The 23,224-nt window shown below is 67.6% G+C and carries 18 protein-coding genes and 1 tRNA gene; 9 read left to right on the top strand and 10 right to left on the bottom strand.

The annotated features are described in order from the left end of the window. Positions 1-107: 107 nt before the first annotated feature. A complete protein-coding gene (locus M2319_RS15575; protein WP_264602388.1) occupies positions 108-767 on the top strand; it encodes a DUF2062 domain-containing protein in 660 nt (219 codons plus the stop codon). An 18-nt stretch (positions 768-785) separates the two neighbouring features. Here the strand turns inward: M2319_RS15575 and M2319_RS15580 are convergent, their stop codons facing one another. The 4 genes from M2319_RS15580 to M2319_RS15595 all read right to left on the bottom strand — a co-directional run bounded on the left by M2319_RS15580 (position 786) and on the right by M2319_RS15595 (position 3,473). Beyond that, positions 786-1,319 carry a TlpA family protein disulfide reductase gene (locus M2319_RS15580; protein ID WP_264602389.1) on the bottom strand — a complete coding sequence of 178 codons (534 nt, stop codon included), beginning with the start codon at positions 1,317-1,319 and terminating at the stop codon, positions 786-788. A gap of 82 nt (positions 1,320-1,401) precedes the next feature. Then, entirely contained in the window at positions 1,402-2,169 is a 768-nt protein-coding gene (locus M2319_RS15585) for a DUF1194 domain-containing protein (RefSeq protein ID WP_264602390.1), read from the bottom strand. 634 nt (positions 2,170-2,803) lie between these two features. After that, positions 2,804-2,879, bottom strand: a tRNA-Ala gene (locus tag M2319_RS15590). Between the two features lie 174 nt (positions 2,880-3,053). Next, complete coding sequence (locus M2319_RS15595) at positions 3,054-3,473, bottom strand: TIGR02300 family protein (protein ID WP_264602391.1); 420 nt, start codon at positions 3,471-3,473, stop codon at positions 3,054-3,056. A gap of 259 nt (positions 3,474-3,732) precedes the next feature. Here M2319_RS15595 and aroA point away from each other — a divergent pair, with 259 nt between their 5' ends. The 8 genes from aroA to M2319_RS15635 all read left to right on the top strand — a co-directional run bounded on the left by aroA (position 3,733) and on the right by M2319_RS15635 (position 12,437). Then, positions 3,733-5,085 (top strand): 3-phosphoshikimate 1-carboxyvinyltransferase, encoded by a 1,353-nt coding sequence (aroA, locus tag M2319_RS15600; RefSeq protein ID WP_264602392.1) that lies wholly within the window; start codon positions 3,733-3,735, stop codon positions 5,083-5,085. Further along, positions 5,082-5,711, top strand: coding sequence for a (d)CMP kinase (cmk, locus tag M2319_RS15605; RefSeq protein WP_264602393.1), 630 nt, complete (start codon positions 5,082-5,084; stop codon positions 5,709-5,711). The genes aroA and cmk overlap by 4 nt, the downstream gene beginning before the upstream one ends. 246 nt (positions 5,712-5,957) lie before the next feature. Beyond that, positions 5,958-7,664 (top strand): 30S ribosomal protein S1, encoded by a 1,707-nt coding sequence (gene rpsA / locus M2319_RS15610; protein WP_264602394.1) that lies wholly within the window; start codon positions 5,958-5,960, stop codon positions 7,662-7,664. A 153-nt stretch (positions 7,665-7,817) separates the two neighbouring features. Continuing rightward, positions 7,818-8,822 carry a signal peptide peptidase SppA gene (gene sppA, locus M2319_RS15615; RefSeq protein ID WP_264602395.1) on the top strand — a complete coding sequence of 335 codons (1,005 nt, stop codon included), beginning with the start codon at positions 7,818-7,820 and terminating at the stop codon, positions 8,820-8,822. After that, positions 8,819-9,115, top strand: a complete 297-nt coding sequence (locus M2319_RS15620) for an integration host factor subunit beta (RefSeq protein WP_111436638.1) — start codon at positions 8,819-8,821, stop codon at positions 9,113-9,115. Before sppA ends, M2319_RS15620 begins: the two co-directional genes overlap by 4 nt. Positions 9,116-9,158: 43 nt before the next feature. Then, complete coding sequence (locus M2319_RS15625) at positions 9,159-9,512, top strand: lipopolysaccharide assembly protein LapA domain-containing protein (RefSeq protein WP_264602396.1); 354 nt, start codon at positions 9,159-9,161, stop codon at positions 9,510-9,512. 276 nt (positions 9,513-9,788) lie between these two features. Beyond that, on the top strand, positions 9,789-11,588 hold the full coding sequence (locus M2319_RS15630; protein ID WP_264602397.1) for an SPFH domain-containing protein: 1,800 nt from the start codon (positions 9,789-9,791) through the stop codon (positions 11,586-11,588). 705 nt (positions 11,589-12,293) lie between these two features. Continuing rightward, positions 12,294-12,437, top strand: coding sequence for a hypothetical protein (locus M2319_RS15635; protein WP_264602398.1), 144 nt, complete (start codon positions 12,294-12,296; stop codon positions 12,435-12,437). 13 nt (positions 12,438-12,450) lie between these two features. Here M2319_RS15635 and grpE read toward each other — a convergent pair whose 3' ends face one another. The 6 genes from grpE to tsaE form a co-directional block, all read right to left on the bottom strand. Further along, the gene (gene grpE, locus M2319_RS15640) at positions 12,451-13,131 is read right to left on the bottom strand and encodes a nucleotide exchange factor GrpE (protein WP_264602399.1); all 681 of its coding nucleotides are present in this window, start codon (positions 13,129-13,131) and stop codon (positions 12,451-12,453) included. Positions 13,132-13,326: 195 nt separating this feature from the next. Beyond that, entirely contained in the window at positions 13,327-13,647 is a 321-nt protein-coding gene (gene trxA, locus M2319_RS15645; RefSeq protein WP_111436642.1) for a thioredoxin TrxA, read from the bottom strand. A gap of 118 nt (positions 13,648-13,765) precedes the next feature. Next, on the bottom strand, positions 13,766-17,281 hold the full coding sequence (gene addA / locus M2319_RS15650) for a double-strand break repair helicase AddA (RefSeq protein WP_264602400.1): 3,516 nt from the start codon (positions 17,279-17,281) through the stop codon (positions 13,766-13,768). Then, positions 17,278-20,421 carry a double-strand break repair protein AddB gene (addB, locus tag M2319_RS15655; RefSeq protein WP_264602401.1) on the bottom strand — a complete coding sequence of 1,048 codons (3,144 nt, stop codon included), beginning with the start codon at positions 20,419-20,421 and terminating at the stop codon, positions 17,278-17,280. The genes addA and addB overlap by 4 nt, the downstream gene beginning before the upstream one ends. A 513-nt stretch (positions 20,422-20,934) precedes the next feature. After that, entirely contained in the window at positions 20,935-21,672 is a 738-nt protein-coding gene (locus M2319_RS15660; protein ID WP_264602402.1) for a nucleotidyltransferase family protein, read from the bottom strand. An 11-nt stretch (positions 21,673-21,683) separates the two neighbouring features. Then, positions 21,684-23,216, bottom strand: a complete 1,533-nt coding sequence (gene tsaE, locus M2319_RS15665; RefSeq protein WP_264602403.1) for a tRNA (adenosine(37)-N6)-threonylcarbamoyltransferase complex ATPase subunit type 1 TsaE — start codon at positions 23,214-23,216, stop codon at positions 21,684-21,686. Positions 23,217-23,224: the final 8 nt, after the last annotated feature.

Consider the following 23,224-nt stretch of genomic DNA (forward strand, 5'->3'; position numbering starts at 1 on the left):
TACGCTCCAAATGGTCATCCAATGAACTAGATTGAGTGACGGAATGGGCTCCGGCCGCATTTTGCGGCGGCCGGTCCCGGCCACCTCTCCGGCAAGACTGACGCTAAATGGCGAAGATCAACCAGCGCATCCGCAACGGCAACGGCAACTCGCGCCGGGAGAACGGCTGGCTCGACCGCACCCGCCGGATGATCCGCTACAAGCTGCACATTCCGATGATCCGCAGCCCGCATCCGCCGGAGTTCACCGCCCGCGGCGTCATGATCGGCACGATCTGGGCCATGGTTCCGGTCTTCGGCCTGCAGATGCTTGCGGTCCTGATCACCTGGATCATCGCCGAACGGGTGCTGCGCTGGGAGTTCTCCCTGGTCAACGGCCTTGCCTGGACCTGGACCACCAACATCGTCACCATCATCCCGACCTATTACGTCTACTACGTCACCGGGCAGATCCTGCTCGGCCATTTCGACGACATCAGCGGCTATGACGGCTTCCACAAGCTGTTCACGACCACCACCTCGACCGATGCCGGCTTCTGGGTGAAGCTCCTCAACTGGTTCGAGACGCTGATCAGCGGCTGGGGCGTGCCGATCCTCATCGGCTCCATCCCCTGGACGATCCTGTGCGGCTGGCTCGCCTATGTGATCTCGCTGCGCTTCGTGCGCGAATACCAGCGCCGCCGCGCCGTGCGCATGCAGGACGCCCGCGACCGCAACAACCGCGCCCGCACGACGGCGACCGCCGACACGCCCTCTTCCGGGCAATAGGCGGAAGCCGTGCCGCCGTCAGTCGGCGATGCCGATCCTGGCGTAAAGCTCCTTGCGGAAATCCCCGTCGTCCCAGTCGAGCGGGCCGATATGGCGCCAGGTGACGGTGCCGGCCCTGTCGACGATCAGCGTCGCCGGATAGCCGAAGGTGCGAAAGGCGCTGCCGGTCTTGCGCTCCGCATCCTGCCAGGTCGTGAGCCCGAGGCCCAGTTCGGAGGACAGGAACTGCGCGATCCGGGCATAGGGAAACCGGTCGACGGAGACGACGAGGAGCCGGTCGCCATTTCCGGCCTTGTCGAGGTCGGCGGCGAAGCGGTCCACCGAGGGCAATTCCCTGCGGCAGGGAACGCACCACGTCGCCCAGAAATGGACGATGGTCGGGCCCTTCTCCGACAGCACCTCGCGGACCGGGCGGGCGCCGCCCTCGCCGTTGCGCAACAGGACGCCCTTCAGCGCGACGACGTCCTCGGCCGCCGAAGACGGCAGCGGGGCAACGGCAAGGACCATGAGGACGGCGGCGGCAAGACGGCAAAGGGTAGGGAACGCGGACAATGGGGCAGCCTTTCAAAGGGCAGGTGTGCCCGATGTCCTATCCCATTTTCGATCGATGCGAAAACGCGCGCCTGCCGCGCCGTCACTCTGCAGGCAATTCCGTCCCGGTTTCCGCAAAGCGCTTCGGCTGCGGCGTGCCGGCGATCTCCATGATCAGCTTGCGCCGCACCGCATCGGCAAAGGTCGGGGCGCTGTCGGCGGTGACGACGAAGGCGCCGGGCCCGCCGATGATCTTTTCGGCGAAGGCCGCCTCCAGGTCGTAGGAGATCGGCCGGCCGGAAATGCAGTGGCGGCAGAGGACGGCAAGGCCGTTGATGGTGATGCCGGCCGAGACCACAGTCGCCCGCGCCGATTCGATGCTCGGGCCCGACCATGAGTTGGCGCTGTCGGCGGAGATGTCGATAACCTTGCGGAAGCCCTCGATCTCGTTGTTCTCGATCAGCGCCATGCCGAGGAGGAGGGCCGTGCCGATGGCGTTGTAGCCATGCGCCCTGCGCGGCGGGATCATCAGCGCCTCGGCGAAGGCTGCGGCGCTCTCCGGGCCGTCGACGACGGTCCAGTCGACGACGATGTCCTGGGACTCCGCGTTGCCCCACTCCACATAGGTGACGGCGATCTGGCCGTGCGGCGTGTTGCGGATGGCGGTGATCACGGCCGGGTCGGTGATCGCCTCGGCATAGCCCTTTCGCTGGAAGCGGATCTCCTCGTTGTCGATCGAGCCGGTGGCATCGGCGAGGAGAACGAGCTCCAGCGCCACCTCGGTCGCGGCAGCCCGGGCGGGCGCCAGCGCGAGCGCTGCCAGGAACAGGAAACCGAGGCCCGTCCGGGCCAGTTGGGTGCATACCGACATCGTTGGCGACCTCGATCGCTGCGGCCGGTCCGTCCGGCCGACGGCAAAAGTAGACCATGGGTGGTGCCGGCCGACAACGCAGAGGGCCGTTGCAAATGCCTTCACGGCCGATTGAAGGAGCGCTGAAGGGGTTGATTCGATGGAGCGTTTCGCCGGTTCAGAATGGCAATCAAGATTTCTTGAAAGTCCAAATGCCGCAGACCGACCGTTGCACGAGTGGGTCGCAAGCGGCGCCGACGATGCCATCCAAGTCCGAGCGCGTCATCGGTTCAGCGGGCTCGTGTAACCGCACAAGCGACAACAGAAGGCCCTGGGCCGCAGCGATTTTCTCTCAACGGGCTTACCGTATGGAGAAGGGCAATGGGCCCCGGGTGTCCGCTGCGCGCCGCCCGGGGTGACGGCCATCATTGGAGCGACCGCCAAAACTCATACGAGCCCAATGGGCTCGCAAGGCCGACCGGCCGCCGGCGCCCATGCGCCGCCCCCGCGGAGCCGCGAACGAAGTGAGCTGGCGTGAGCGAAAACCGAAGCCGCAGGCTTCGCAAGCGCGACTGCGCGCCGGCGCCTATGCGCCGCCCCGTCGGAGGCTAGCGGGCGCAGCCCGCGCTCAGCCGCGAGACATGATTTTGAGAGATGGTGGAGCCAGGCGGAATCGAACCGCCGACCTCTTGAATGCCATTCAAGCGCTCTCCCAACTGAGCTATGGCCCCAATCTCTTTGACGAGCGTCTCTTGGGAAAGACGGTCTCTGAGGACCCGGCAGCGGCCGCGTGAAGCCGCGGGGTGCGCCGTCGAGTGGGCGGAAACTATGCGCCGCCCGCGCGATAATCAAGAGCCTTGTTTCAAAAAAACGACAGCCCCTTGCCGCGGCACTTCGGCGCCCGTTCAGCGCTCCTCGTCGTCCTTGGAGACGTCGGGAATGATGTCGTCGACGCTGTCGTCCTCGTCGTCTTCTTCCAGGAAGGTATCGTCGTCGTCATTGACGTCGACGTCGATGTCGGAGTCCTCGATCTCGGGGACCGCCTCGCCGTCATCCTCGTCGTCGTTGTCGACGGTCTCGCCCTCGTCTTCCTCGGCGTCTTCCAGGGAGACCAGCTCGGCGTCCTCGGTCTCCGCGTCCTCTTCCTCGGATTCCTCCGGGTCGGGGTCTTTCTTGGCGGTCGCTTTGCTCGCCTTGGCCGCAACAACGGTCTGCTCGAACACCGCGCCGCATTTCGGGCAGGTGATCGGGTTCCGGTTGAGATCGTAATATTTGGTGCCGCAATCGGCGCACAGCCGCTTTGTGCCGAGTTCCGGTTTGGTCACGTTAGAACCTCGTCGATATAACAGCGCACGTGCTTTAAGGTGCGAAACGATCTGTGTCAAAAACAAATCTTTGCTGTCCGCACAAGCGGGAAATGGCGCGAACCACGCTTTTTTTGTGCGACGATCCGGGCCGAACGCCTCACGGTCGCGTGACCTTCCCGCCTTCGCGTGATAGTCAGGCGCTCCGTCCAGCGCGAAATGCGCGCCCGCCAGAGGCCCGCCGAACGGCTTTTGCCGCGCCGTTACCACGATCAAAGCCATGACAGAACCCACCATGCGCCCGCTCACCGCCCGCTCCGGACCGGCCCTTTCCGGCCGCCTCGCCGTGCCCGGCGACAAGTCGATCTCGCACCGCGCGCTGATCTTCGGCGCCCTTTCCGTCGGCGAGACCGCGATCGAGGGCCTGTTGCAGTCCGAGGACGTGCTGTGCACGGCCGCCGCCATGCGCGCGCTCGGCGCAACGGTCGTCGCCGGCGAGGGCGGCGCCTACAAGGTCCACGGCGTTGGCGTCGGCGGCCTCCTGGAGCCGGCAACCCCGCTCGATTTCGGCAATTCCGGGACGGGTGCCCGGCTCGTCCTCGGCCTCGTCGGCACCCATCCGCTCGCCGCGATGTTCGTCGGCGATGCCTCCCTGTCGCGCCGGCCCATGGGCCGGGTGCTGGAGCCCCTGCGGGCGATGGGCACGGAGGTGATCGCCCGCGACGGCGACCGCCTGCCGCTCGCCGTGCGCGGCCCGAAGACGGCGATCCCGCTGGAATATCGCGTGCCGGTGCCGTCGGCCCAGGTGAAGTCGGCGGTGCTCCTTGCCGGCCTCAACGCGCCGGGCGTGACGACGGTGATCGAGCCGGTCGCCACCCGCGACCATACGGAGCGCATGCTGGAAGGCTTTGGCGCCGACCTCGACATCACCGTCGACGGCGAGGGCGCCCGCACCATCCGCCTCGTCGGCCAGCCGAAGCTGAAGCCGCAGCCGGTCACGGTGCCGGGCGATCCGAGTTCGGCCGCCTTTCCGATCGTCGCGGCCCTGATCGTGCCGGGCTCCGACGTCGTCATCGAAAACGTCATGCTCAACGAAAGCCGCACCGGCCTCTTCACCACGCTCGTCGAGATGGGCGCCGACCTGACCTTCGAGAACGAGCGGGTGTCCGGCGGCGAGACGATTGCCGACATCCATGTGCGCCACAGCAAGCTCAAGGGCGTCACCGTGCCGCCGGAGCGCGCGCCGTCGATGATCGACGAATATCCCGTGCTTTCCGTCGCTGCCGCCTTTGCGGACGGTCGAACGGTCATGGAAGGCCTTGCCGAACTCCGGGTAAAGGAGTCCGACCGCCTTGCCGCAGTTGCCGCCGGCCTTGCCGCCAACGGCATTGCCCACGAGGAGGGCACCGACTTCCTCGTCGTCACCGGCCGCACGGGCGACATCGGCGGCGGCACGGTCACGACCCATCTCGACCACCGCATCGCCATGAGCTTCCTTATCCTCGGCCTTGCCGCCGACCGGCCGGTGACGGTCGACGATGCCGGCGTCATCAACACCAGCTTTCCCGGCTTTGCCGATCTGATGGCCAGCCTCGGCGGCGATCTGCAGCCTGCCGGGGAGGCGCTGCAATGATCATCGCCATCGACGGGCCTGCCGCCTCCGGCAAGGGCACGCTGGCCCGGCGCCTTGCCAGCCACTACGGCCTCAACCACCTCGACACCGGCCTCACCTATCGCGCCGTTGCCGCAGCGCTTCTGAAGGATGGTCTGCCGCTCGACGACGAGGACACGGCAGCCCGTGTTGCCGGCGAGGTCGACCTCGGCGCCCTCGACCGCGAGGCCCTGTCGCTGCACGAGGTCGGCGAGGCGGCCTCGAAGATCGCCGTCATGGGCCGGGTGCGCACCGCGCTTGTCGAGGCCCAGCAGCGCTTTGCCCACCGCGATCCGGGCGCCGTCCTCGACGGGCGCGATATCGGCACGGTGGTCTGTCCCGATGCCGACGTGAAGCTCTTCGTGGAGGCCTCCGCAGAGGTCCGAGCCAGGCGCCGGACCGACGAGATGGCGGGGCGTGGGAAGCCCGCGGATTACGCCGAAGTGCTCGCCGATCTGGAGAAGCGCGACGCCCGCGACCGGGCCCGCGCCGTCGCGCCGCTGAAAAAGGCGGAAGATGCGCACTTGCTCGACACCAGCGATTTGGATATAGAGACCGCGTTCCGTAAGGCGGTTGAGCTGATCGACCGCGTGCGCAACGCCAATTGAGAAGGGAGCGCTGACCGGCGCGCCCTTATCGGCGTTATGTCATCGGGCGAGCGAAACGGGCCTCATGGTCCGGGCCGGTCACCGGTGCGGAGCGAGAATACGAATATCAATGGTCGCCCAGCGCCCGCAATTGCCGGCCCGCGTTTCAACGCGAATGCCCCGAATTGACTGGGGCCGGGTGCGCAGCGGCGACCGACGCAACGCCAACCGCCGGCATTTGAGGGCCAAAAGGCTCTGGGAGATTAGATGAACGCGACCAACCCCACCCGTGAGGATTTTGCCGCTCTTCTGGAAGAGTCCCTCTCGGCGACGGACATGCTCGAAGGCACCGTCGTTAAGGGCAAGATTGTCGGATTTGAGAAGGATCTGGCGGTTATCGACGTCGGCCTGAAGGTCGAGGGCCGTGTCCCCGCCAAGGAATTCGGCGCCCGCGCGCGCAATGGCGAGCTCAACGTCGGCGACGAAGTCGAGGTTTACCTGGAACGCATCGAAAACGCGCTCGGCGAGGCCGTGCTGTCCCGTGACAAGGCTCGTCGCGAGGAAAGCTGGGTCCGCCTGGAAGCCGCGTTCGAGAAGAACGAAAAGGTCACCGGCCAGATCTTCAACCAGGTCAAGGGCGGCTTCACCGTCGATCTGGATGGGGCCGTGGCCTTCCTGCCGCGCTCCCAGGTCGATATCCGCCCGGTGCGCGACGTCGGCCCGCTGATGCACACCCCGCAGCCGTTCCAGATCCTGAAGATGGACAAGCGCCGCGGCAACATCGTCGTCTCGCGCCGCGTCGTGCTTGAGGAAAGCCGCGCCGAGCAGCGCCAGGAACTGGTCCAGAGCCTGGAAGAGGGTCAGGTCATCGAGGGCGTCGTCAAGAACATCACCGACTACGGTGCGTTCGTCGACCTCGGCGGCATCGACGGCCTGCTGCACGTCACCGACATCGCCTGGCGCCGCATCAATCATCCCTCCGAGGTGCTGTCCATCGGCGAGACGGTCAAGGTGCAGATCATCCGCGTCAACCAGGAGACCCACCGCATCAGCCTCGGCATGAAGCAGCTCGAGGCCGACCCGTGGGATGGCATCGAGGCCAAGTATCCGGTCAACGCCAAGTTCACCGGCCGGGTCACCAACATCACCGACTACGGCGCGTTCGTGGAACTGGAGCCGGGCATCGAGGGCCTGATCCACGTCTCGGAGATGTCCTGGACCAAGAAGAACATCCATCCGGGCAAGATCGTCTCCACCAGCCAGGAAGTCGAAGTGATGATCCTGGAAGTGGATGCTACCAAGCGTCGCATCTCGCTCGGCCTCAAGCAGACCCTCGACAATCCGTGGTCGGTCTTCGCCGACGCCCATCCGGTCGGCAGCGTCGTCGAAGGCGAGGTCAAGAACAAGACCGAGTTCGGCCTGTTCATCGGCCTCGACGGCGACGTCGACGGCATGGTGCACCTGTCCGACCTGGACTGGAACCGTCCGGGCGAGCAGGTCATCGAGGAGTTCCGCAAGGGCGACATGGTCAAGGCCCAGGTCCTCGACGTCGATGTCGACAAGGAGCGCATCTCCCTCGGCATCAAGCAGCTCGGCGGCGATCCCTTCGCCGAGGCGAGCGGCGAGCTGCACCGCGGTGCGGTCGTCACCTGCGAGGTCACCGAGGTCAAGGAGAACGGCCTGGAAGTCAGCGTCGTCGGCTCCGACCTGTCGGCCTTCATCCGCCGCGGCGAACTGGCCCGCGACCGCTCCGAGCAGCGTCCGGAACGCTTCGCCGTCGGCGAGAAGTTCGACGCCCGCATCACCCAGTTCGACAAGAAGGCGCGCCGCATGGCCGTCTCCATCAAGGCCCTGGAAGTGGCCGAGGAGAAGGAGGCGATCGCGCAGTTCGGCTCCACCGACTCCGGCGCTTCGCTCGGCGACATCCTGGGTGCGGCCCTCAACAAGGCCCGTGAGGACAGCGACGAGGAATAGGTCCCGTCGTTGCCGGGTTGACCCCCGGATATTCAAGGAAACGATTAAAGGCCTGTTTCGACGGGCCTTTTTTCGTGTATGGTGGCGCCTTGTCATTGCAGGTCGCGGGCTGAGGTCGCCCGCGGCGTCTTACCGGTTCGGGATGCGGAACCCATGATCGATGCCGACCTGATCGTCGACCGCCGCCGTTTGCGGCGTAAGCTCGCCCTGTGGCGGGTGATCGGCGTCGTCGCGGTGGCCGCGCTCATCGCCGGCATCGTCGTCTATGCCACCGGCATCGGCGACGTCGCCGGCCGCAGCCGTTCCCATATCGCGCGCATTTCCATTTCCGGCCTGATCACCGACGACCGCGCCAAGCGCGAGCTGATCGAAAAGGTCGGCAAAAGCGATGCGGTGAAGGCGGTGATCGTCTCCATCAACAGCCCCGGCGGCACCACCGTCGGCGGCGAGGCGCTCTACGAGGCGCTGAGGAAGCTCGGCGAAAGGAAGCCGGTGGTCGCTCATATCGGCACCGTCGGCGCCTCGGCCGGCTATATGGTGGCGCTGGCAACGGACCACATCGTCGCCCGCCGCGCTGCGCTGACCGGCTCCATCGGCGTCATTATCCAGTTCGGCGAGGCCTCAAAGCTGCTCGATACGATCGGCATTTCCGTCGACGAGGTGAAGAGCTCACCGCTGAAGGCGACGCCCAACTTCTACAAGCCGGCGAGCGAGGAAGCGCGCCAGGTCCTGAAAGACGTCGTCGACGACAGCTATGACTGGTTCGTCGACCTGGTGCGCGAGCGCCGCAACATGACGCCTGCACGTGCAATCACGCTCGCCGACGGACGCATCTATTCCGGCGCCCAGGCCCGGGAAAACGGCCTCATCGATGCCATCGGCGGCGAGGACGTCGCCATTTCCTGGCTCGAGACGGACCGCAATGTCGCCCCGGATCTGCCGGTGCGCGACTGGAAAAAGGACGAGGGAATTAACGACCTTCCCTTTTCCGCCGCAGTTATGCAAAAGTTTGCATGGTTGCTCGGCGACACGGCAGCCGCAACGCTCGGACGCGAACTCGGGCTGTTCCGCGACGGTGCGCCGCTTGACGGCCTAATCTCCGTTTGGCAGCCTTCCACCACAACACAAAACAATGAAAGCCAGGGGGCACCTCGATGATCAAGTCGGAGCTGGTCCAGCGGATCGCCGCACAGAATCCGCACCTTTACCAGCGAGACGTGGAGAAGATCGTCAACGCGATCCTCGACGAGGTGGTCGAGGCGCTGATGCGCGGCGACCGCGTCGAATTGCGCGGCTTCGGGGCCTTTTCGGTCAAGAACCGGCCGGCCAGGGTCGGCCGCAATCCGCGCACCGGGGAAAAGGTGAGCGTTACCGAGAAATACGTGCCGTTCTTCAAGACCGGCAAGGAGATGCGGGAGCGTCTGAACGGCGGCTCGGCCGGGGACGAGTGAAGCCGCCCCTATTGTCCTGTTATCAAGATAAGGAACTGGTCCTTTGAAACGATTGCTGTGGCTCCTGGTGGCGATCCCGGTCGGCATCGTCGTCGTCGTGGTGGCTGTTGCCAACCGGCAATTGGTGACCCTGTCGCTCGATCCCTTCGCGACGGACGCTCCGGCGCTGGTCGTCACCCTCCCGCTTTACATGTATCTGTTTGCCGCGCTGTTCGCCGGCCTCATCCTTGGCGGCGTCGGCGCCTGGATGAAGCAGGGCCGCTGGCGCCGCGAGGCCCGCGAGCGCCGCTATGAGGCGGTGCACTGGCACAAGGAGGCCGACCAGCTCCGCGAGGAGAAGGAACGCGCCCGGCCGGGTCCGGCCCTGCCGTCTCCGTCAAATCGCCGGGCGGCCTGACCTGACCCGGGGCAACATGGCCCCGCGCGCTTGCGACAGGACATTTCTTGAAGGAACGGGCGCTCGCAATTGCCGCGAGCGTCCCTTTCGTCGCGTGCCGATGACGGCATAGCGCCGTCCGCGCGGCGCCAGGCGGCACGGCGAAATTGCAGCGCCGCGCGCTGCCACCGCTGTTCTTAATCAAAAAATCGCAAAGCCCGCCAAAGGCCGGTTCTTTTGGCGGAATAAACCGGCTAGGCTCCCTGCACTTCCGAAACACCCGGGTGGAGGGACCCTATGGTTGGCGTCGTTATCGGATTTCTGGCCCTTGGCGTGGGCATCTACCTCTTGTTTCGCGGTGGCGGATCGACGACCCAGCCAACCACCTCCCAGGGACGGCTCGGACGAACGCTTGCCGCCCTCGGGCGCCGCGGCCTCGGCATCGTGCTCGCCGCCGTCGGCCTCTTCCTCCTCGCCTCCACCTCCTTCGTCTATGTCGACCCGGACGGCGTCGGCCACCTGAAGCGCATCTATGCCTTCGAGGAGCTGCCGCGCGGCCGCATCGTCGCGCTGGAGGGCGAAAAGGGTCCCCAGGCGGATATCCTCGGCCCCGGCTTCCATTTCATCCCCTTCGTGCGCGTCCTCTACGACTATGAGGAATTCGAGGTCCTGACCGTCCCGGAGGGCTACTACGGGCAGATCAAGGCCAATGACGGCCTGCCGATGCCGAGCGGCATGTACATCGCGCCGGCCTTCCCGGACGACAAGACCGAGGGCATGCTGGACGCCAAGACGTTCCTGACCTCCGGCGGCTACAAGGGACCGCAGGAGACGGTCCTGAAGCCCGGCCGCTACCGCCTCAACCGCTACCTGTTCGACGTGCGCGTCACCGAGGCGACCGAGGCGACGATCATCCCCAAGGGGTTCGTCGGCGTCGTCAAGTCGAACGTCGCCGCGCCCGGCATCGATTGCCATGAGGAGGTGGTCGCGACCGACGCCGCCCGCGGCGCGCTGACCGTGCCGCTGGTGCCCCGCGGCTGCGTCGGCATCTGGAAGGAGCCGCTTCTCCCCGGCGCCTACTACCTCAACCGCCAGGCCTATGAGGTGACGCTGGTCGACGTGCGGGTCCAGACCTGGGAATACAAGGGCGGCTACGTCAAGCGCATCATCGACCTCTCCGTCGACCAGGAGGGCAACATCCAGCAGGTCGAGCGCCAGGTCACCGAGGCGATCCCGCCGAACGCCGCCGACAAGGCCGTCTTCGTCAAGGTCGAAGGCTGGGACATCCCGCTGGAGCTGCGCGCCCTCGTCCAGGTCAGCCCCGACCACGCGCCGATCGTCGTCGGCTCCGTCGGCGGTCTGGAAGAGATCGAGAACCGCATCCTGACGCCTGCGATCAGGTCCATCGTGCGCAACGTCGCCGGCTCCACCGTGCGCGTGCCGATCAAGGAGGAGGGCGGCGGCATCGCCGTGCCGATCGAATACGAGGTCCGGCCGACCCGCGTCCTCGACCTCATCGAGAACCGCGAGGCGCTGGAGGAGACGATCGAGGCCAAGATCAAGATCGAGGGCGACAAGGCTGGCGTCGACATCCGCGAGATCCGCCTCGGCGAGCCGGCGATCCCGCCGGAGCTCCTGGTCTCGCGCCTGCGGGTCCAGCTCGCCGACCAGCTCTCCAAGGCCTATGACCGCGAGACGGCGGCCCAGCAGAAGCGCATCGAGACCGAGCAGGCCCGCTCCACCGCCAACGAGCAGCCCCGCCTCGTCCAGGCCCAGATCGCCGTCAAGGTCGCCAACCAGCGCGAACAGGAGCGCGAGGCTTTGGGCCGCGCGGAACGCAAGTTCCTGGAAGAACTCGCCAAGGGCCAGATGGCCCAGGCCAACGTCCTCGGCCAGGACCGGGTTGCGCTCCTGCAGGCCCTCGACAAGGTGCTCGGCAGCCTGGAGAGGAAACCCGAACTCGTCCAGATCGTCGGCAAGCTTGTGCCGAACACGGTGGTCGGCAACTCATCGGGTTTGGCCGGCGCCGCCGCCATCTTCGGCTCCAATTTCGGACAGGCGACCAGGGAGATCCCGACCGGCGCCGGAGGACGGTGACCGGCCGAGAGTCGCCCAAACGACGTCATCGCGAGCGCAGCGAAGCGATCCAGTGCGGCGTTTGAGGGTGGTCCCGACGCTCACCACACCCTCCTCCGTCACCCCGGACTTGATCCGGGGCCTATTGCCCACCTCGATGCGGTAGCCCGTCGCGGTTCTTGATGTGACCCACGCCAAGGCCAAGTGCTCTCAACAAACGGCATACCGCGTTGGCAGGGGCAATAGGCCCCGGCTCGGGGGCCGGGGTGACGACTGAGTGTTGGGCACGCGGGGTGCGCCCCAAGCTAACACGGAGCCTGCTGCCGACGCCCTATGGATTGCCGCGTCGGCCTTACGGCCTCCTCGCAATGACGTTGAAAAAACGAGGAAAATCTCTCTACCGTCATTGCGAGTGCAGCGAAGCGATCCAGTGCGGCATTTGAGGAGTGACCCCGGTGACCGCCACACCCTCTTCCGTCACCCCGGACTTGATCCGGGGCCTATTGCCCACCTCGACGCGGTAGCCCGTCGCGGTTCTTGATGTGACGCACGCCAAGGCCAAGTGCTCTCAACAAACGGCATACCGCGTTGGCAGGGACAATAGGCCCCGGCTCGGGGGCCGGGGTGACGGCTGAGTGATGGGCACGCGGGGCACGCCCCAAGTTAACACGGAGCCCGCTGCCAACGCCCTATGGATTGCCGCGTCGGCCTGTCGGCCTCCTCGCAATGACGTTGAAAATACGAGGAAAATCTCTCTACCGTCATTGCGAGCGCAGCGAAGCAATCCAGTACGGCCTCGCCGCCATCGATCCGTTCAAGGAAAAAACAAAGGGCGCCGCGATTGCCGCAGCGCCCTTCTTGATCGAATAGGCCGAACGCCGGATCAGGCCATCTTGTCGACCGTCGCGCCGGGGCCGGCGGCCGACGGGCTCTCATTGGCCTCGCCGCTCTCCGGCGCACCGGCGTCGTTCGCTGCTTCCGCGGGGGCCTCGCTCGCTTCCGGCTTCGGCGCCTTGGGGCCGCCCTTGGCAACGCCGACCATCGCCGGGCGCAGCACGCGTTCGCCGATGACGTAGCCGGACTGCACGACCTGCACCACGGTGCCGCTCGGCACGTCGGGGTTCGGCACCTCGAACATCGCCTGGTGCAGGTTGGGATCGAACTTCTCGCCGGCCGGGTCGAGCTTCTTGACGCCATGCTTTTCCAGCGTCTTCAGCATGTCCCGTTCCGTCATCTCCACGCCCTCAAGCAGACCCGAGAACGCCGCATCGGCGCCCTCGCGCGCTTCCGCGCCGACGGCATCGAGCGCCCGGCGCAGGTTGTCGCTGACGGTCAGCATGTCGCGCGCAAAGCTGGAGGCGGCGTAGTCGCGCGCATCGCGCAGCTCCTTGCCGGTCCGCTTGCGCAGGTTCTCCATCTCCGCCAGGGTCCGAAGGAGCTGGTCCTTCAGCTTGGCGTTTTCCTCGCTGAGCGCTGCGGCCGGATCGGCCGCATCCGCCTCCGGCTGCGCGGCGGTGTCGTCCGCAGCCTCGGTCTCGGGGGTCTTTCCCGTCTCGTCACTCATTGCAGTCCTCTTCGGGGTCCGCGTCCGGAGCCCTCTTTAAGCGGTGTCGGCGTATGAGCCCGTCCGTTGTTGAATATCCGGGTCGCGATATGCGGTCTCGGCCCGCCTCCGTCAAGGTTTGGCCACAAAAAGACACGGCAAAACCCGGGTCGGCGGGCCGGCCCGGGCAGCGACAGGCTGAACTGGAAGCCGGGATCAGACGGCGCCGTTGATCCAGTCGAGGAGGCGGCCCTTCGGCTGGGCGCCGACCTGCATGGAGGCGGGCTCGCCGTCCTTGAACAGGATCAGCGTCGGGATGGAGCGCACCCCGTATTTGATCGCCGTGTTCGGGTTCTCGTCGATGTTCAGCTTCGCCACCTTGACCTTGCCGGCCATCTCGGTGGCGATTTCCTCAAGCGCCGGCGCGATCATCTTGCACGGGCCGCACCATTCGGCCCAGAAGTCGACGACAACCGGCTCCGACGATTTCAGGACGTCGGCCTCAAAGGTCGAATCGGTGATTTTTTCGGTCGTCATGGGTGTCCTTCTTTCATGGCTTGCATCATGCGCGAGGCATGTCGCTCATTAGTTGGTTCGAAAGTAAGAACGCCGGACCGGAGCGTCAAGCACGGGCATTTCCGAAAAAGCGCGATCTTCAGGAAAGGATTTCGCCGGATCCCCCGGCTCTGAGCCGCTGGAGCGCGGCATCGAGCCGCGCCGCCTCGAGTTCGACAAGCGCCGGACCGGCGGTCCACAGGAGCGCGGCGCGGACCGTGCGTCCCGGATAGAGCGCCGACAGCACATGCCGGTAGAGCGCGAGCTGGACCACATAGTCCTCCGGGATCGCCGAATCGCCCGGCACCTCCCGGTTGGTCTTGTAGTCGACGATGAGCACGGCGTTGTCCGTCGCAATCAAACGGTCGATCTGGCCGGAGATCGAGAGCGTCTCGCCGCCATCGGTCCGAAGCGTGCCGACGATGGCGACTTCGGCCCGTCCCTCGGACGCAAAGACGTGGCGGAAGTCGGGATGGTCGAGGACCGAAAAGACCTCCGCGATGAGCCCCGCCCGGTCGGACTCCCCGAGATCCGGCGCGAGTTTCTCGAGCATCTTTGCCGTCATCTCCGGCCGCCTTTCTTCGGCAGGCCCCGGCAGGTGCTGCAGCAGCAGATGGACCAGCCGGCCGCGCTGCAGCGCGTCGATGCCGGGCGAAAGCGCGGCCGCCATCGCTTCCTGGGAGAGCCTGTTCTCATCCGCGGGCGGCGCGGAGGTGCCGCCGAAGGCGCGCGAGGGCGCGAGCGGTCGGATGCGCGGCGGCGGCGGAGCGGGCGTCGTCAACCAGTCGGGCCGCGGCACGGCAGGCACTGCCTCCGCCTCGTCGCCGGTTGCTTCCCGGGGCGGCGCGTCAATCTTGCGCCAGCGCCAGGCGGTCACCGCGCCCTCGGTATCCCGGATCTCCTCGGCCTCCGGCGAGAGCGATGCCTCGATGACCCGGTGCCAGATGGTGTCCGGCGGCGTCCGCGTGCCGCGATAGCCGCAGACGATCAGCCGGTCGCGCGCGCGCGTCATCGCCACATAGAGGAGCCGGCGGTATTCGTCCTCCTGGTCGCCCTTGTAGGCATCGATGGCGGCCCGGTGCCAGTCCGTCGAAGCCGGTTTGCCGGGCGTCCACACCGGTGCCTCGATGCTGCGTCCGCCGACCGTCAGCTCGCGCTGGAGGATCTTCGGCGCGTGGGCATGGCTGAACGGCGCGGAAGCGGGATCGACGAGGAAGACGACCGGCGCCTCCAGCCCCTTGGCGCCGTGGACGGTCATGATCCGCACCTCGCGCGCGACAGAATCCTGCTGGCGCTTGATCTCGGTCGGCGTCAGCGACAGCCACGACAGGAACCCCTGAAGGCTCGGCGTCTGGGTTTCCTCGAAGGACAGCGCCAGCGCCAGGAACGCGTCGAGCACCTCGTCGACCTCTGCGCCGAGCCGGCCGCGGAATTTCGCCCGCCCGCCGAAGGGGCCGAGGATGTCGGCGAAGAACTCGTAAGGCGGCACCCGGTCGGCCCGGCCGATGGCGCGGGCAAGCAGCCCGTGGCCCGCGGCGAATTGCGGCTCCTTGCGCCGAGCGAACAGGGCCTCGGCAAGGCTCGCATCCCGGTCGTGGCCAAGGTCGAAGAGGGTCTCTTCGTCGAAGCCGACGAGCGGGCTTTTCAGCACCTCGGCAAGGGAAAGGTCGTCGGCCGGCAGGAGCGCGGCGCGGCCGAGCGAGATCAGGTCCATGACCGCGATGTGGTCGGTGACGGCAAGCCGGTCGGAGCCGGCGGCCGGCACCTGCCGGTCCTTCAGCGCCCGGTTCAGCGCATCGACGAAGGCCCCGCGCTTGCGCACAAGCACCAGCACGTCGCCGGGGGTAATCCGCCGTCCCGTGCCTTCCAGCCGCGCGCCGGAGGCGATCCAGCCGGCGACAGTGTCGGCGATGCGCTCGGCCAATCGCCGCGCCGGCTCCGCCGGGCCCTCATGGTCGAGCGGCTCGGTCCAGTCCTCCGGTTCGGTGACGGTCTCCGCCTCCATCAGCGGCCAGACCTCGACGAGGCCCGGATCGCCCCGCCGGATCGCCTCGTGGATCGGCGCGGCGGGCGGCTCCGATAGCCCTTCATGGTGTTCCGGCGCGGCAAAGACCGTATCGACGGCGGCGAGCACATCGGGCGAGGACCGGAACGACAGGTTCAGCCGCTCGTCATGGAAGGCGAGGCCGGCGTCCCGTGCCGCCCGCCCGAAGGCCTTGCGCTTTTCGCCGAAGAGGCGGGGGGCGGCGCCCTGGAACGAATAGATCGACTGCTTTTCGTCGCCGACGGCAAAGACCGTCGGCGGCCGCTCGCGCCGCCCTTCGCCGGAAAAGAAGTCGCCGACGAGCTGGGTGATGACGTCCCATTGCCGGGGGCTGGTGTCCTGGCCTTCGTCGACCAGCACGTGATCGAGGCCGAGGTCGAGCTTGTACTGCACCCAGCGCGCGGCCTCCGACGAGGAGAGGAGGTCGGCGGTGCGCGAGACGAGGTCATCGAAGTCGAGGAGCCCGAGGGCGGCCTTCCTGGCCTCGTAGCGGGCGATGACCGCCTCCGCGAGCCGGGAGATCGCGGCGGTCGCCTCCACCGTGATCGCGGCGCGATACCGGTCGAGGACGTCCCCCAGCCGCTCGCACTCGGCCCCCAGCCGCTCTTCCAGGTCGGGAAAGACGTCCTTGATCGCCTTGGTGGCGAATCCCCTTGCCGTGCGCGGGCTTTCGTTCTGCGTGAAAAAGACCTGCGTCCACGCTGCGAGTTTGGCTTCCGGATCGTGCTCGCCAAGGGCGGCCCTGAGGCGGTCCAGAAGCTTGGCATCGGTCGCCTTGTCGGAGGCTTCAAGCTCCGGCAATAGACCGGCGAGGAACCCGGACGAGAACGCCTGCGATTGGTCGGCCTCTGCCGCGATGGCGCGCGGCGTTTGGCCGGACTCAAGCCCGAAATCTGCGGCGAGCGCGGCGATCCCCGCGTCGAGCGAGCCGGACGCTGCGATGAAGCGCGACAGGGTCTCGCGTTTCGCCACAAGTTCGGCAATCGCCTCCTGAAAGCTCCAGTCGCTCGCCCGTGCCATCACCGTCTGCAGGGCGTCTGCCAGCCGGCCCTCGGGCTGCTCGGCTGTCCGGTGGAGGAGGGACGCCTGCGCCTCGGCCAGAAGCTCGGCCTGGCCGCGGTCGTCGAGCACCTCGAAATGGCCGGCGACGTTGGCTTCCAGCGGAAACTGGTGCAGCAGCGCCTCGCAAAACGCATGGATGGTCTGGATTTTCAGGCCGCCCGGCGTTTCCAGCGCCCGGGCAAAGAGGCGTCGAGCGCGGACCAGACCCTCGCGGCCGGGGCGCCGGCCTTCCAGTTTTTCGAGTTCTTCGGCAAGCGCTGCGTCGTCGAGCCGGGTCCAGCCGCTGAGCCGGTCGAAGACGCGGGTCGCCATTTCCGCCGCCGCGGCCTTGGTAAAGGTGAGGCAGAGGATGCGCCCCGGATCGATGCCGGCAAGGAGCAGCCGCACGACGCGCTGGGTCAGCACGAAGGTCTTGCCGGACCCGGCATTGGCGCCGACCCAGGCCGACGCGAAGGGGTCGCAGGCGCGGGCCTGGCGGGCAAGGGTGTCGGCGGGGATCGCGCTGGTCATGCCTCGTCCCCTCCGCCGAGCGACCATTCGGCGACCCGCGCCAGATGGTCGTAGTCGCCGGCAAAGCGCCGCTCGAACATCGGCCGCGCGCGAGAACGATAGCCGGTCGCCGGGTTCCGATAATGCGCGACGAGGGCGGCGAGTTGGGCGACGGCCTGTGCCGCGAGCGCTTCCGCATCGCCGTCCCGGCCGCGGGACTGGAAAAAGTCGACCGCCCGCGCGTCCTTCAGCGCTACATAGGCGATCTCCGCGACGGTTCCGGCGGGAAGGCCGTCGAACCCGCCGCGCTCGGCCATCGCCGCTTCCAGCGGCAATTGCGGGGAAAGCAGCGCATCGACCTGCTTGCCGGAGGGCAGGGTGCCGGTCTTGTAGTCCAGCAGCGCCAGCCGCCCGTCGGCAAGGACGTCGATCCGGTCGGCCCGGCCGCGCAACCGGAACGCGGCGTCCGGTAGCGCGATCTCCATAGAACCGCCGATCTCCACGAAGGAGCGGGCAAGCGTCGACGCCCGCGCGCGCTCCCAGTCGAGGAAGGCGCCGGCGATGCGCGAAAAGCGTGGCCACCAGAGGGCATGGATGTCGGGAAAGACTTCCAGCTCCGCAAAGTGCCGGCGCCCGATTTCCATCAACGCGTCCAAAGCCGTCCCATCGAGCGGCGTCGCCGCTACGCGGCTGCGGATGAAATCGGCGAAGATCGCATGCAGCACCGTACCGCGCTCGGCAAGGTCGGGGACTCCGCCGATCTCGTCCAGGGGATCGAGGCGGAGCACATGCCTTGCGTAGATCGCGTAGGGGTCGCGGATCAGCGTCTCGATCTCCGTGACCGAAAGACTGGCAGGCCGCGCGGCGAGCGGTGGCGCCGGCTCCGGCCGGACGACGGGCCTTGCGGCGTCCGAACTGCCGTCGAGGCCGCGCGCGAACGTCAGATACGTCTCTCCCCGCGCGGTCATCGCCGCGTCCGCCTCCTTGCCGACGACGGCGCGCAGCCGCTGCAGCCAGCGCGAGGCAACGCTCGGCGCGCCCTCCTTGCGCAGCGACCGGGAAAGGACCACGCGCGGCGCGCCGAAGCCTTGCGCGAAATCGTGGGCGGCCAGGCCGATCCGCCGCTCCGGCGCCTCCAGCCCGAGGTCGCGCCGCATCGGCCGCGACAGCCAGGGATCGGAGCGCGTCGCGGCCGGCCAGTCGCCCTCCACGAGCCCGCCAAGCACCAGCCGGTCGACGCTCTGCAGCCGCGCTTCCAGCGGCCCCCAGATGGATATGCGCGGGTCGGCCGGGATGTTGGGCCTGACAGCGATGCCGTCCATCAGCGCGCGCAAGAGCGCCGGCCAGTCGGAAGCAGCGACGGGAAAGTCGGTGACGTCGAGCTCTGAGAGCTCGGTGAGGAACCCGGCGAGCCGCGTGCCGGCGGCGGGATCTGCAAGCTGGGCAAGGGCGCCCGTGTCATCGCAAAGGACCCGGTTGAGGACCTGGATTTGCGCGGAGACGAGATCGCCGACGCTGACGGGGCCTTGGCCGAGCGCTTCCAAAGGCGACAGGGCCTCGGCGATGCGCGCGCCCAGATCGGCGATCCGGTCCCAGTCGGCATCGCAGAGCCGGCACACGGCGCGATGACGGTGTCGCTGTGGAGCCTCCCGCCCGGCTTTCAGGGCCGCGACGGCGGCGCAGAGGCCGGCACTGCCGTCGCGGGTGCGCGGGCCCCGCAGGACCGCGATTTCCAGCAGCCGCGTGCCATGCCTGAGGTCCTCCGCGGACAGCCCGAAGCGGGCAAGGGGGTGTTTTAAAACAGCAAGCAGCGTCACCGGATCGAAGCCGGAAAGGGCGAGGTCTGCGAGCAGCCGGGCCAGCACCGCCGGCGGCGTGCCGGAAAGCGGCCGGCCGGCGGAATCGTCGACGGAAATCTCCCAGCGCAGCAGGTGCCGCGCCACCCGGCGGGCCAGCACGCGGTCCGGCGTGACGAGCGCGGCGGTCTGCTTCTCCGCGACCGCCTCGCGAAGCGCGATGGCGACGGCGAGCGCCTCTTCCTCCTCGCCCCGCGCCTCGATAAGGGCAACGCCGGCAAAGGCATCGGCGATGTCCGCGTCGACAATTCCGAGGTCGCGCCAGCCTTCCGTCGCCTCGGCGGGTCGCAGCGCTTCGTTGACGAGCCGCATGCGCGTGGACCGATCCGCATCGCCGTTCTCCGGTCCGAGCGCCGCGACGTCTTCTCGCCTGATGCCGATGCGGGCAATCAGTTGCCGCATGCCGAATTGCGGATGGCTCGGGGCCGCGGCCTCCGCCTCCCGGTCGCCGATGGCCTCCCAGGCATCGTCCCCCAATCGCCGGTCGAGGCCGGGAAGCACCACGGCGCCGTTCGGCAGATGCGCGATGGCGGCAAGGAGATCTGCGGTCGCCGGCGCCGAACCGGTCGAGCCGGCGGCAATCACCGGACCCGTCGGGGGGTGGTCGCGCAGGCGCCGCGCGGCGGTCTCGATCGCCCGGTCGCGGTGCATTCCGGGATCGGCGAGCCCGCGCTCGGCGAGATAGGCCGGCCAGTGCTCGGTGACGATCTTCAAAAATTCCAGGCTGATCTGCCAGTAGCGGGCATAGTCCTCCGGCACCAGCGAGAACAGGCGATGCCAGTCGGCGCGCTCGGTCGCCACCTGGTCCATGAGCCGGATGAGGTCGTCGGCAAGCCGCGCGGCGTCGGCCGGCGAAGCCGGGATCGAGATCTCGCCCTCGATATGGGGCATCAGGTCCCGCGCGACCCGCTCGGTCCAGGAAAGCACCAGCCGGGAGACGACGAGGCGCCGTTCCAGATCGCCGATATTGGGTGGCAGGGCCGTCTCGTCGGCGAGCGTCGCCTCGTCGATGTCGTCCTCGCCGTCGACGTCGCCGATCGGCGTGATGCGCGGCAGGATAGCCGCCCGGCCGCCGAGCTCGGAGAGGAAGACACCCCGAAGCGCCCGCGCCGCGCGCCGGGTCGGCACGAAGATGCGCACATCGGCAAGCGCCAGCGGATCGTCGTCAAGCGTGAAGCCGGGAACCAGCTCGCCGGAGAAGAGCCCGCGCACCAGCGTCGGCAGGAACGGGGACTCGGGCGGGATCGTCAGGACGCGGGGCCTCGCTCCGCAGTCGCCGCCCGTCGGTCCCTGTTCTCCGGCCATGTCTGTCCCGTCCTTAGCTCATGGCAACCGCGCGGCGTCACGGTCGCCGAATCCCTCGCCGGATGGTACGCGCGCCAAGGGGCACACAAAAGGGGATAGCGATGGGGATGGAACGGGGATTCGGGAGGGATCGGCTGTGGATAGATTGTGGAATCGATGGGGACAAACCGGCGGCGCCTCTCACTCAGCCGTCACCCCGGGCGGAGCGAAGCGGAGACCCGGGGCCTATTGTCCCGATCCGCACGGTATGCCGCGTGGTGATGGAAGGGGAAGCCGCGCGAATGCTGGTCTGCGGCAAGACCCTCAACGGGCTGCCGTGTTGAGGTGGGCATTGGATACCGGGTCTGCGCTGCGCTCCGCCCGGCATGACGACAGAGTACCAACGCGATGTCATTGCGAGTGCGCGCAGCGCGCGTGGCAATCCAGGGGCCGAATACTCAGAGCAAGTGGCTCTGGATCGCCGCACTCGCTACGCTCGTTCGCGATGACGACAACCTCGGGGCCTAGCCGCCCCTACAGCGCGCTCTCCAGGATCGCGGCTTCGGCTTCGCGGATCGCCTTTGGCGTTCCCACATGCAGCCAGATGCCTTCCATGCGCACGCCGAAGAGGCGCTCCGCCTCGATGGCCTTGTCGAACAGGGTGTTGAGCGAGAACGGGCCGTCCGGCGCGCCCTCGAAGAGCCGCGGGTGGAGGATGGCGACGCCGGCATAGACGAAGGGGGCGACGGAGCGCTCCTTGCGCCGGCGCACTTCGGCGTTCGGCGTCATGAAGAAATCGCCATGGCCGTCATAGCCGAAGGCGTTGACCATGGGCGCGAGCAAGAGCAGCGCGTCCATGCGCGCCTCGTCCCAGGCCTCGATCAGGAGCTCCAGATTGGGCGTCGCCCCCTCGACCCAGAAGCTGTCGGAGTTCATCAGCAGGAACGGCTCCGGCCCAAGCATCGGCAGAGCCTTCTTGAGCCCGCCGCCGGTGTCGAGCAACTGCCGGCGCTCGTCGGAGATCACGGGCTTCGGCACGCTGCGGTGCGAGACGTGCACCTCGACGAAATCGGCCAGGTAATGGACGTTGACGACGACGTCGGTGATGCCTGCGGCTGCCATGCGGTCGAGCCCGTGGTCGATCAGCGCCTTGCCGGCGACCTCGATCAGCGGCTTCGGGGTGGTCGCGGTCAGCGGCCGCATGCGCTTGCCGAGACCGGCGGCAAGCATCATCGCCCGGGTCGGGCGAAACGGAGTGCTGGGGGACACCATTCTTTATGCTCTCAGGAACCGGAGGGGCCGTTCAGGTCCGATTGGAGGACGCTGTCATACCAGAGCCGCACGGCTGAGAGAACGGGGTGTTTGAGCGATCGTTTCAAATAGTTTTTCAAACGTGGAAAATGCTTCAGGTAGTCGGGCTTGCCGTCGCGGTCGTTGAGCCGGGCGAAGATGCCGAGCACCTTGGTCGCCCGCTGCGCCGCCGCGATCGCATGGGCGGTGCGGAACGCGGGCTCGTCGAAGCCGGGGTCCTGCTTCCGGCGCAGGGCGATGTAGCGGTCGAGGAGTGCGACCTCCAGCGCCTCCGGCACGGTGATGCGCGCGTCCTGGGTCAGCGAGGCGACGTCATAGGCGGCCGGACCGATCAGCGCGTCCTGGTAGTCGAGGAGGCCGATGTGGGCGATGCCCTTGCGCTGCGGCAGCCAGATCAGGTTGGGCGAATGGAAGTCGCGCAGCACCCAGCTCGACTCGGTCGCCTCCAGCGCGGCGAAGGGCTCTTCCCAGGCGGCAAAGAAGGCCTGGCGTGTCGCCGCGTCGGCCGGGGCGCCGGTGACATGGGGCAAGTACCAGTCGATGAGAAGGCTGATCTCGATGGTGAGCCCCCGTCGGTCGAAGGGCGGCACGCGATGGCTGGTGCCGTCGGCAAGCGCGATCTCCTCCGGCAAGTTGCGCCCGTGCAGAGCGGCGAGCACCTCGACGGCGGCCAGGTAGCGTTCCGGGATCGGGCCGGCCGCATCGATGACGCCCTCGGTGCCGAGGTCTTCAAGGAGCAAAAAACCGGCATCGAGGTCGGCGGCGAGCACCCTAGGTGCCGAAAACCCGGCATCGCGCAGCGTTTCGCCGACGGCAACGAACGGCCGGACGTCCTCGGCGAGATGGGCGATGCGGCTGTAGGGGAGGCCGTCCTGGACCGGCGGGCCGTCCGGCTGGGCGGGCGCGTTCATGGCAACGGCGTTTTGGCTATCGCGCCGGATGCGTTCGTAGCTGCGCGTCGAGGCATCGCCCTGCAGGAATCGGCGGACCGCTGCGGTCCAGCCGGCATCGTCGAGAAACCGGCGCAGGGAAAGACTGCGCTCCAGCCGCGTCTTCCAGCTTCCGGAGGGGGCCGAAAGGGTGACCATGCGGGCGTTCGGATCGTCGCGTTCTTCCAGGGAAAGCTCCAACCGGTCGACGGGCAGCCGCCCCTCGGCCCGGTCCGGCCATTCGATGAGCGCGGCCCCCGTCAGCATCGCCTCGTCGAGGCCGACCTCTTCCAGTTCGTCCGGATCGGCGAGCCGGTAGAGGTCGAAATGGGTGACGGTGAGCCGGCCGAAATCATAGCCTTGCGCCAGCGTGAAGGTCGGGCTCGGCACTTCAAGCTCCGGATCGTCGGCAAGGGCGCGCAGGACGTAGCGGGCAAAGGTCGTCTTGCCGGCGCCGAGATCGCCGGAAAGCGCGATCACGTCGCCCTTGCGGAGCGCCATGGCGACGTCCTCGGCAAGGAGACAAAGCGCCGCCTCGTCGGCAATGAGGATGGTGACGTCGTCGCTGTCCGCCATCGGCTCCT

This window comes from Rhodobium gokarnense, from assembly GCF_025961475.1.
GTDB lineage: Bacteria > Pseudomonadota > Alphaproteobacteria > Rhizobiales > Rhodobiaceae > Rhodobium > Rhodobium gokarnense.

Coding starts and splice junctions, on each gene's coding strand:
- trxA (WP_111436642.1), bottom strand. CDS start 13,647: ATGACGACCGAAAAAATCACCGATTCGACCTTTGAGGCCGACGTCCTG.
- M2319_RS15585 (WP_264602390.1), bottom strand. CDS start 2,169: ATGTCGGTATGCACCCAACTGGCCCGGACGGGCCTCGGTTTCCTGTTC.
- sppA (WP_264602395.1), top strand. CDS start 7,818: ATGATCGATGCCGACCTGATCGTCGACCGCCGCCGTTTGCGGCGTAAG.
- M2319_RS15660 (WP_264602402.1), bottom strand. CDS start 21,672: ATGGTGTCCCCCAGCACTCCGTTTCGCCCGACCCGGGCGATGATGCTT.
- cmk (WP_264602393.1), top strand. CDS start 5,082: ATGATCATCGCCATCGACGGGCCTGCCGCCTCCGGCAAGGGCACGCTG.
- grpE (WP_264602399.1), bottom strand. CDS start 13,131: ATGAGTGACGAGACGGGAAAGACCCCCGAGACCGAGGCTGCGGACGAC.
- addA (WP_264602400.1), bottom strand. CDS start 17,281: ATGACCAGCGCGATCCCCGCCGACACCCTTGCCCGCCAGGCCCGCGCC.
- aroA (WP_264602392.1), top strand. CDS start 3,733: ATGACAGAACCCACCATGCGCCCGCTCACCGCCCGCTCCGGACCGGCC.
- addB (WP_264602401.1), bottom strand. CDS start 20,421: ATGGCCGGAGAACAGGGACCGACGGGCGGCGACTGCGGAGCGAGGCCC.
- tsaE (WP_264602403.1), bottom strand. CDS start 23,216: ATGGCGGACAGCGACGACGTCACCATCCTCATTGCCGACGAGGCGGCG.
- M2319_RS15620 (WP_111436638.1), top strand. CDS start 8,819: ATGATCAAGTCGGAGCTGGTCCAGCGGATCGCCGCACAGAATCCGCAC.
- M2319_RS15630 (WP_264602397.1), top strand. CDS start 9,789: ATGGTTGGCGTCGTTATCGGATTTCTGGCCCTTGGCGTGGGCATCTAC.
- M2319_RS15575 (WP_264602388.1), top strand. CDS start 108: ATGGCGAAGATCAACCAGCGCATCCGCAACGGCAACGGCAACTCGCGC.
- M2319_RS15635 (WP_264602398.1), top strand. CDS start 12,294: ATGACGTTGAAAATACGAGGAAAATCTCTCTACCGTCATTGCGAGCGC.
- rpsA (WP_264602394.1), top strand. CDS start 5,958: ATGAACGCGACCAACCCCACCCGTGAGGATTTTGCCGCTCTTCTGGAA.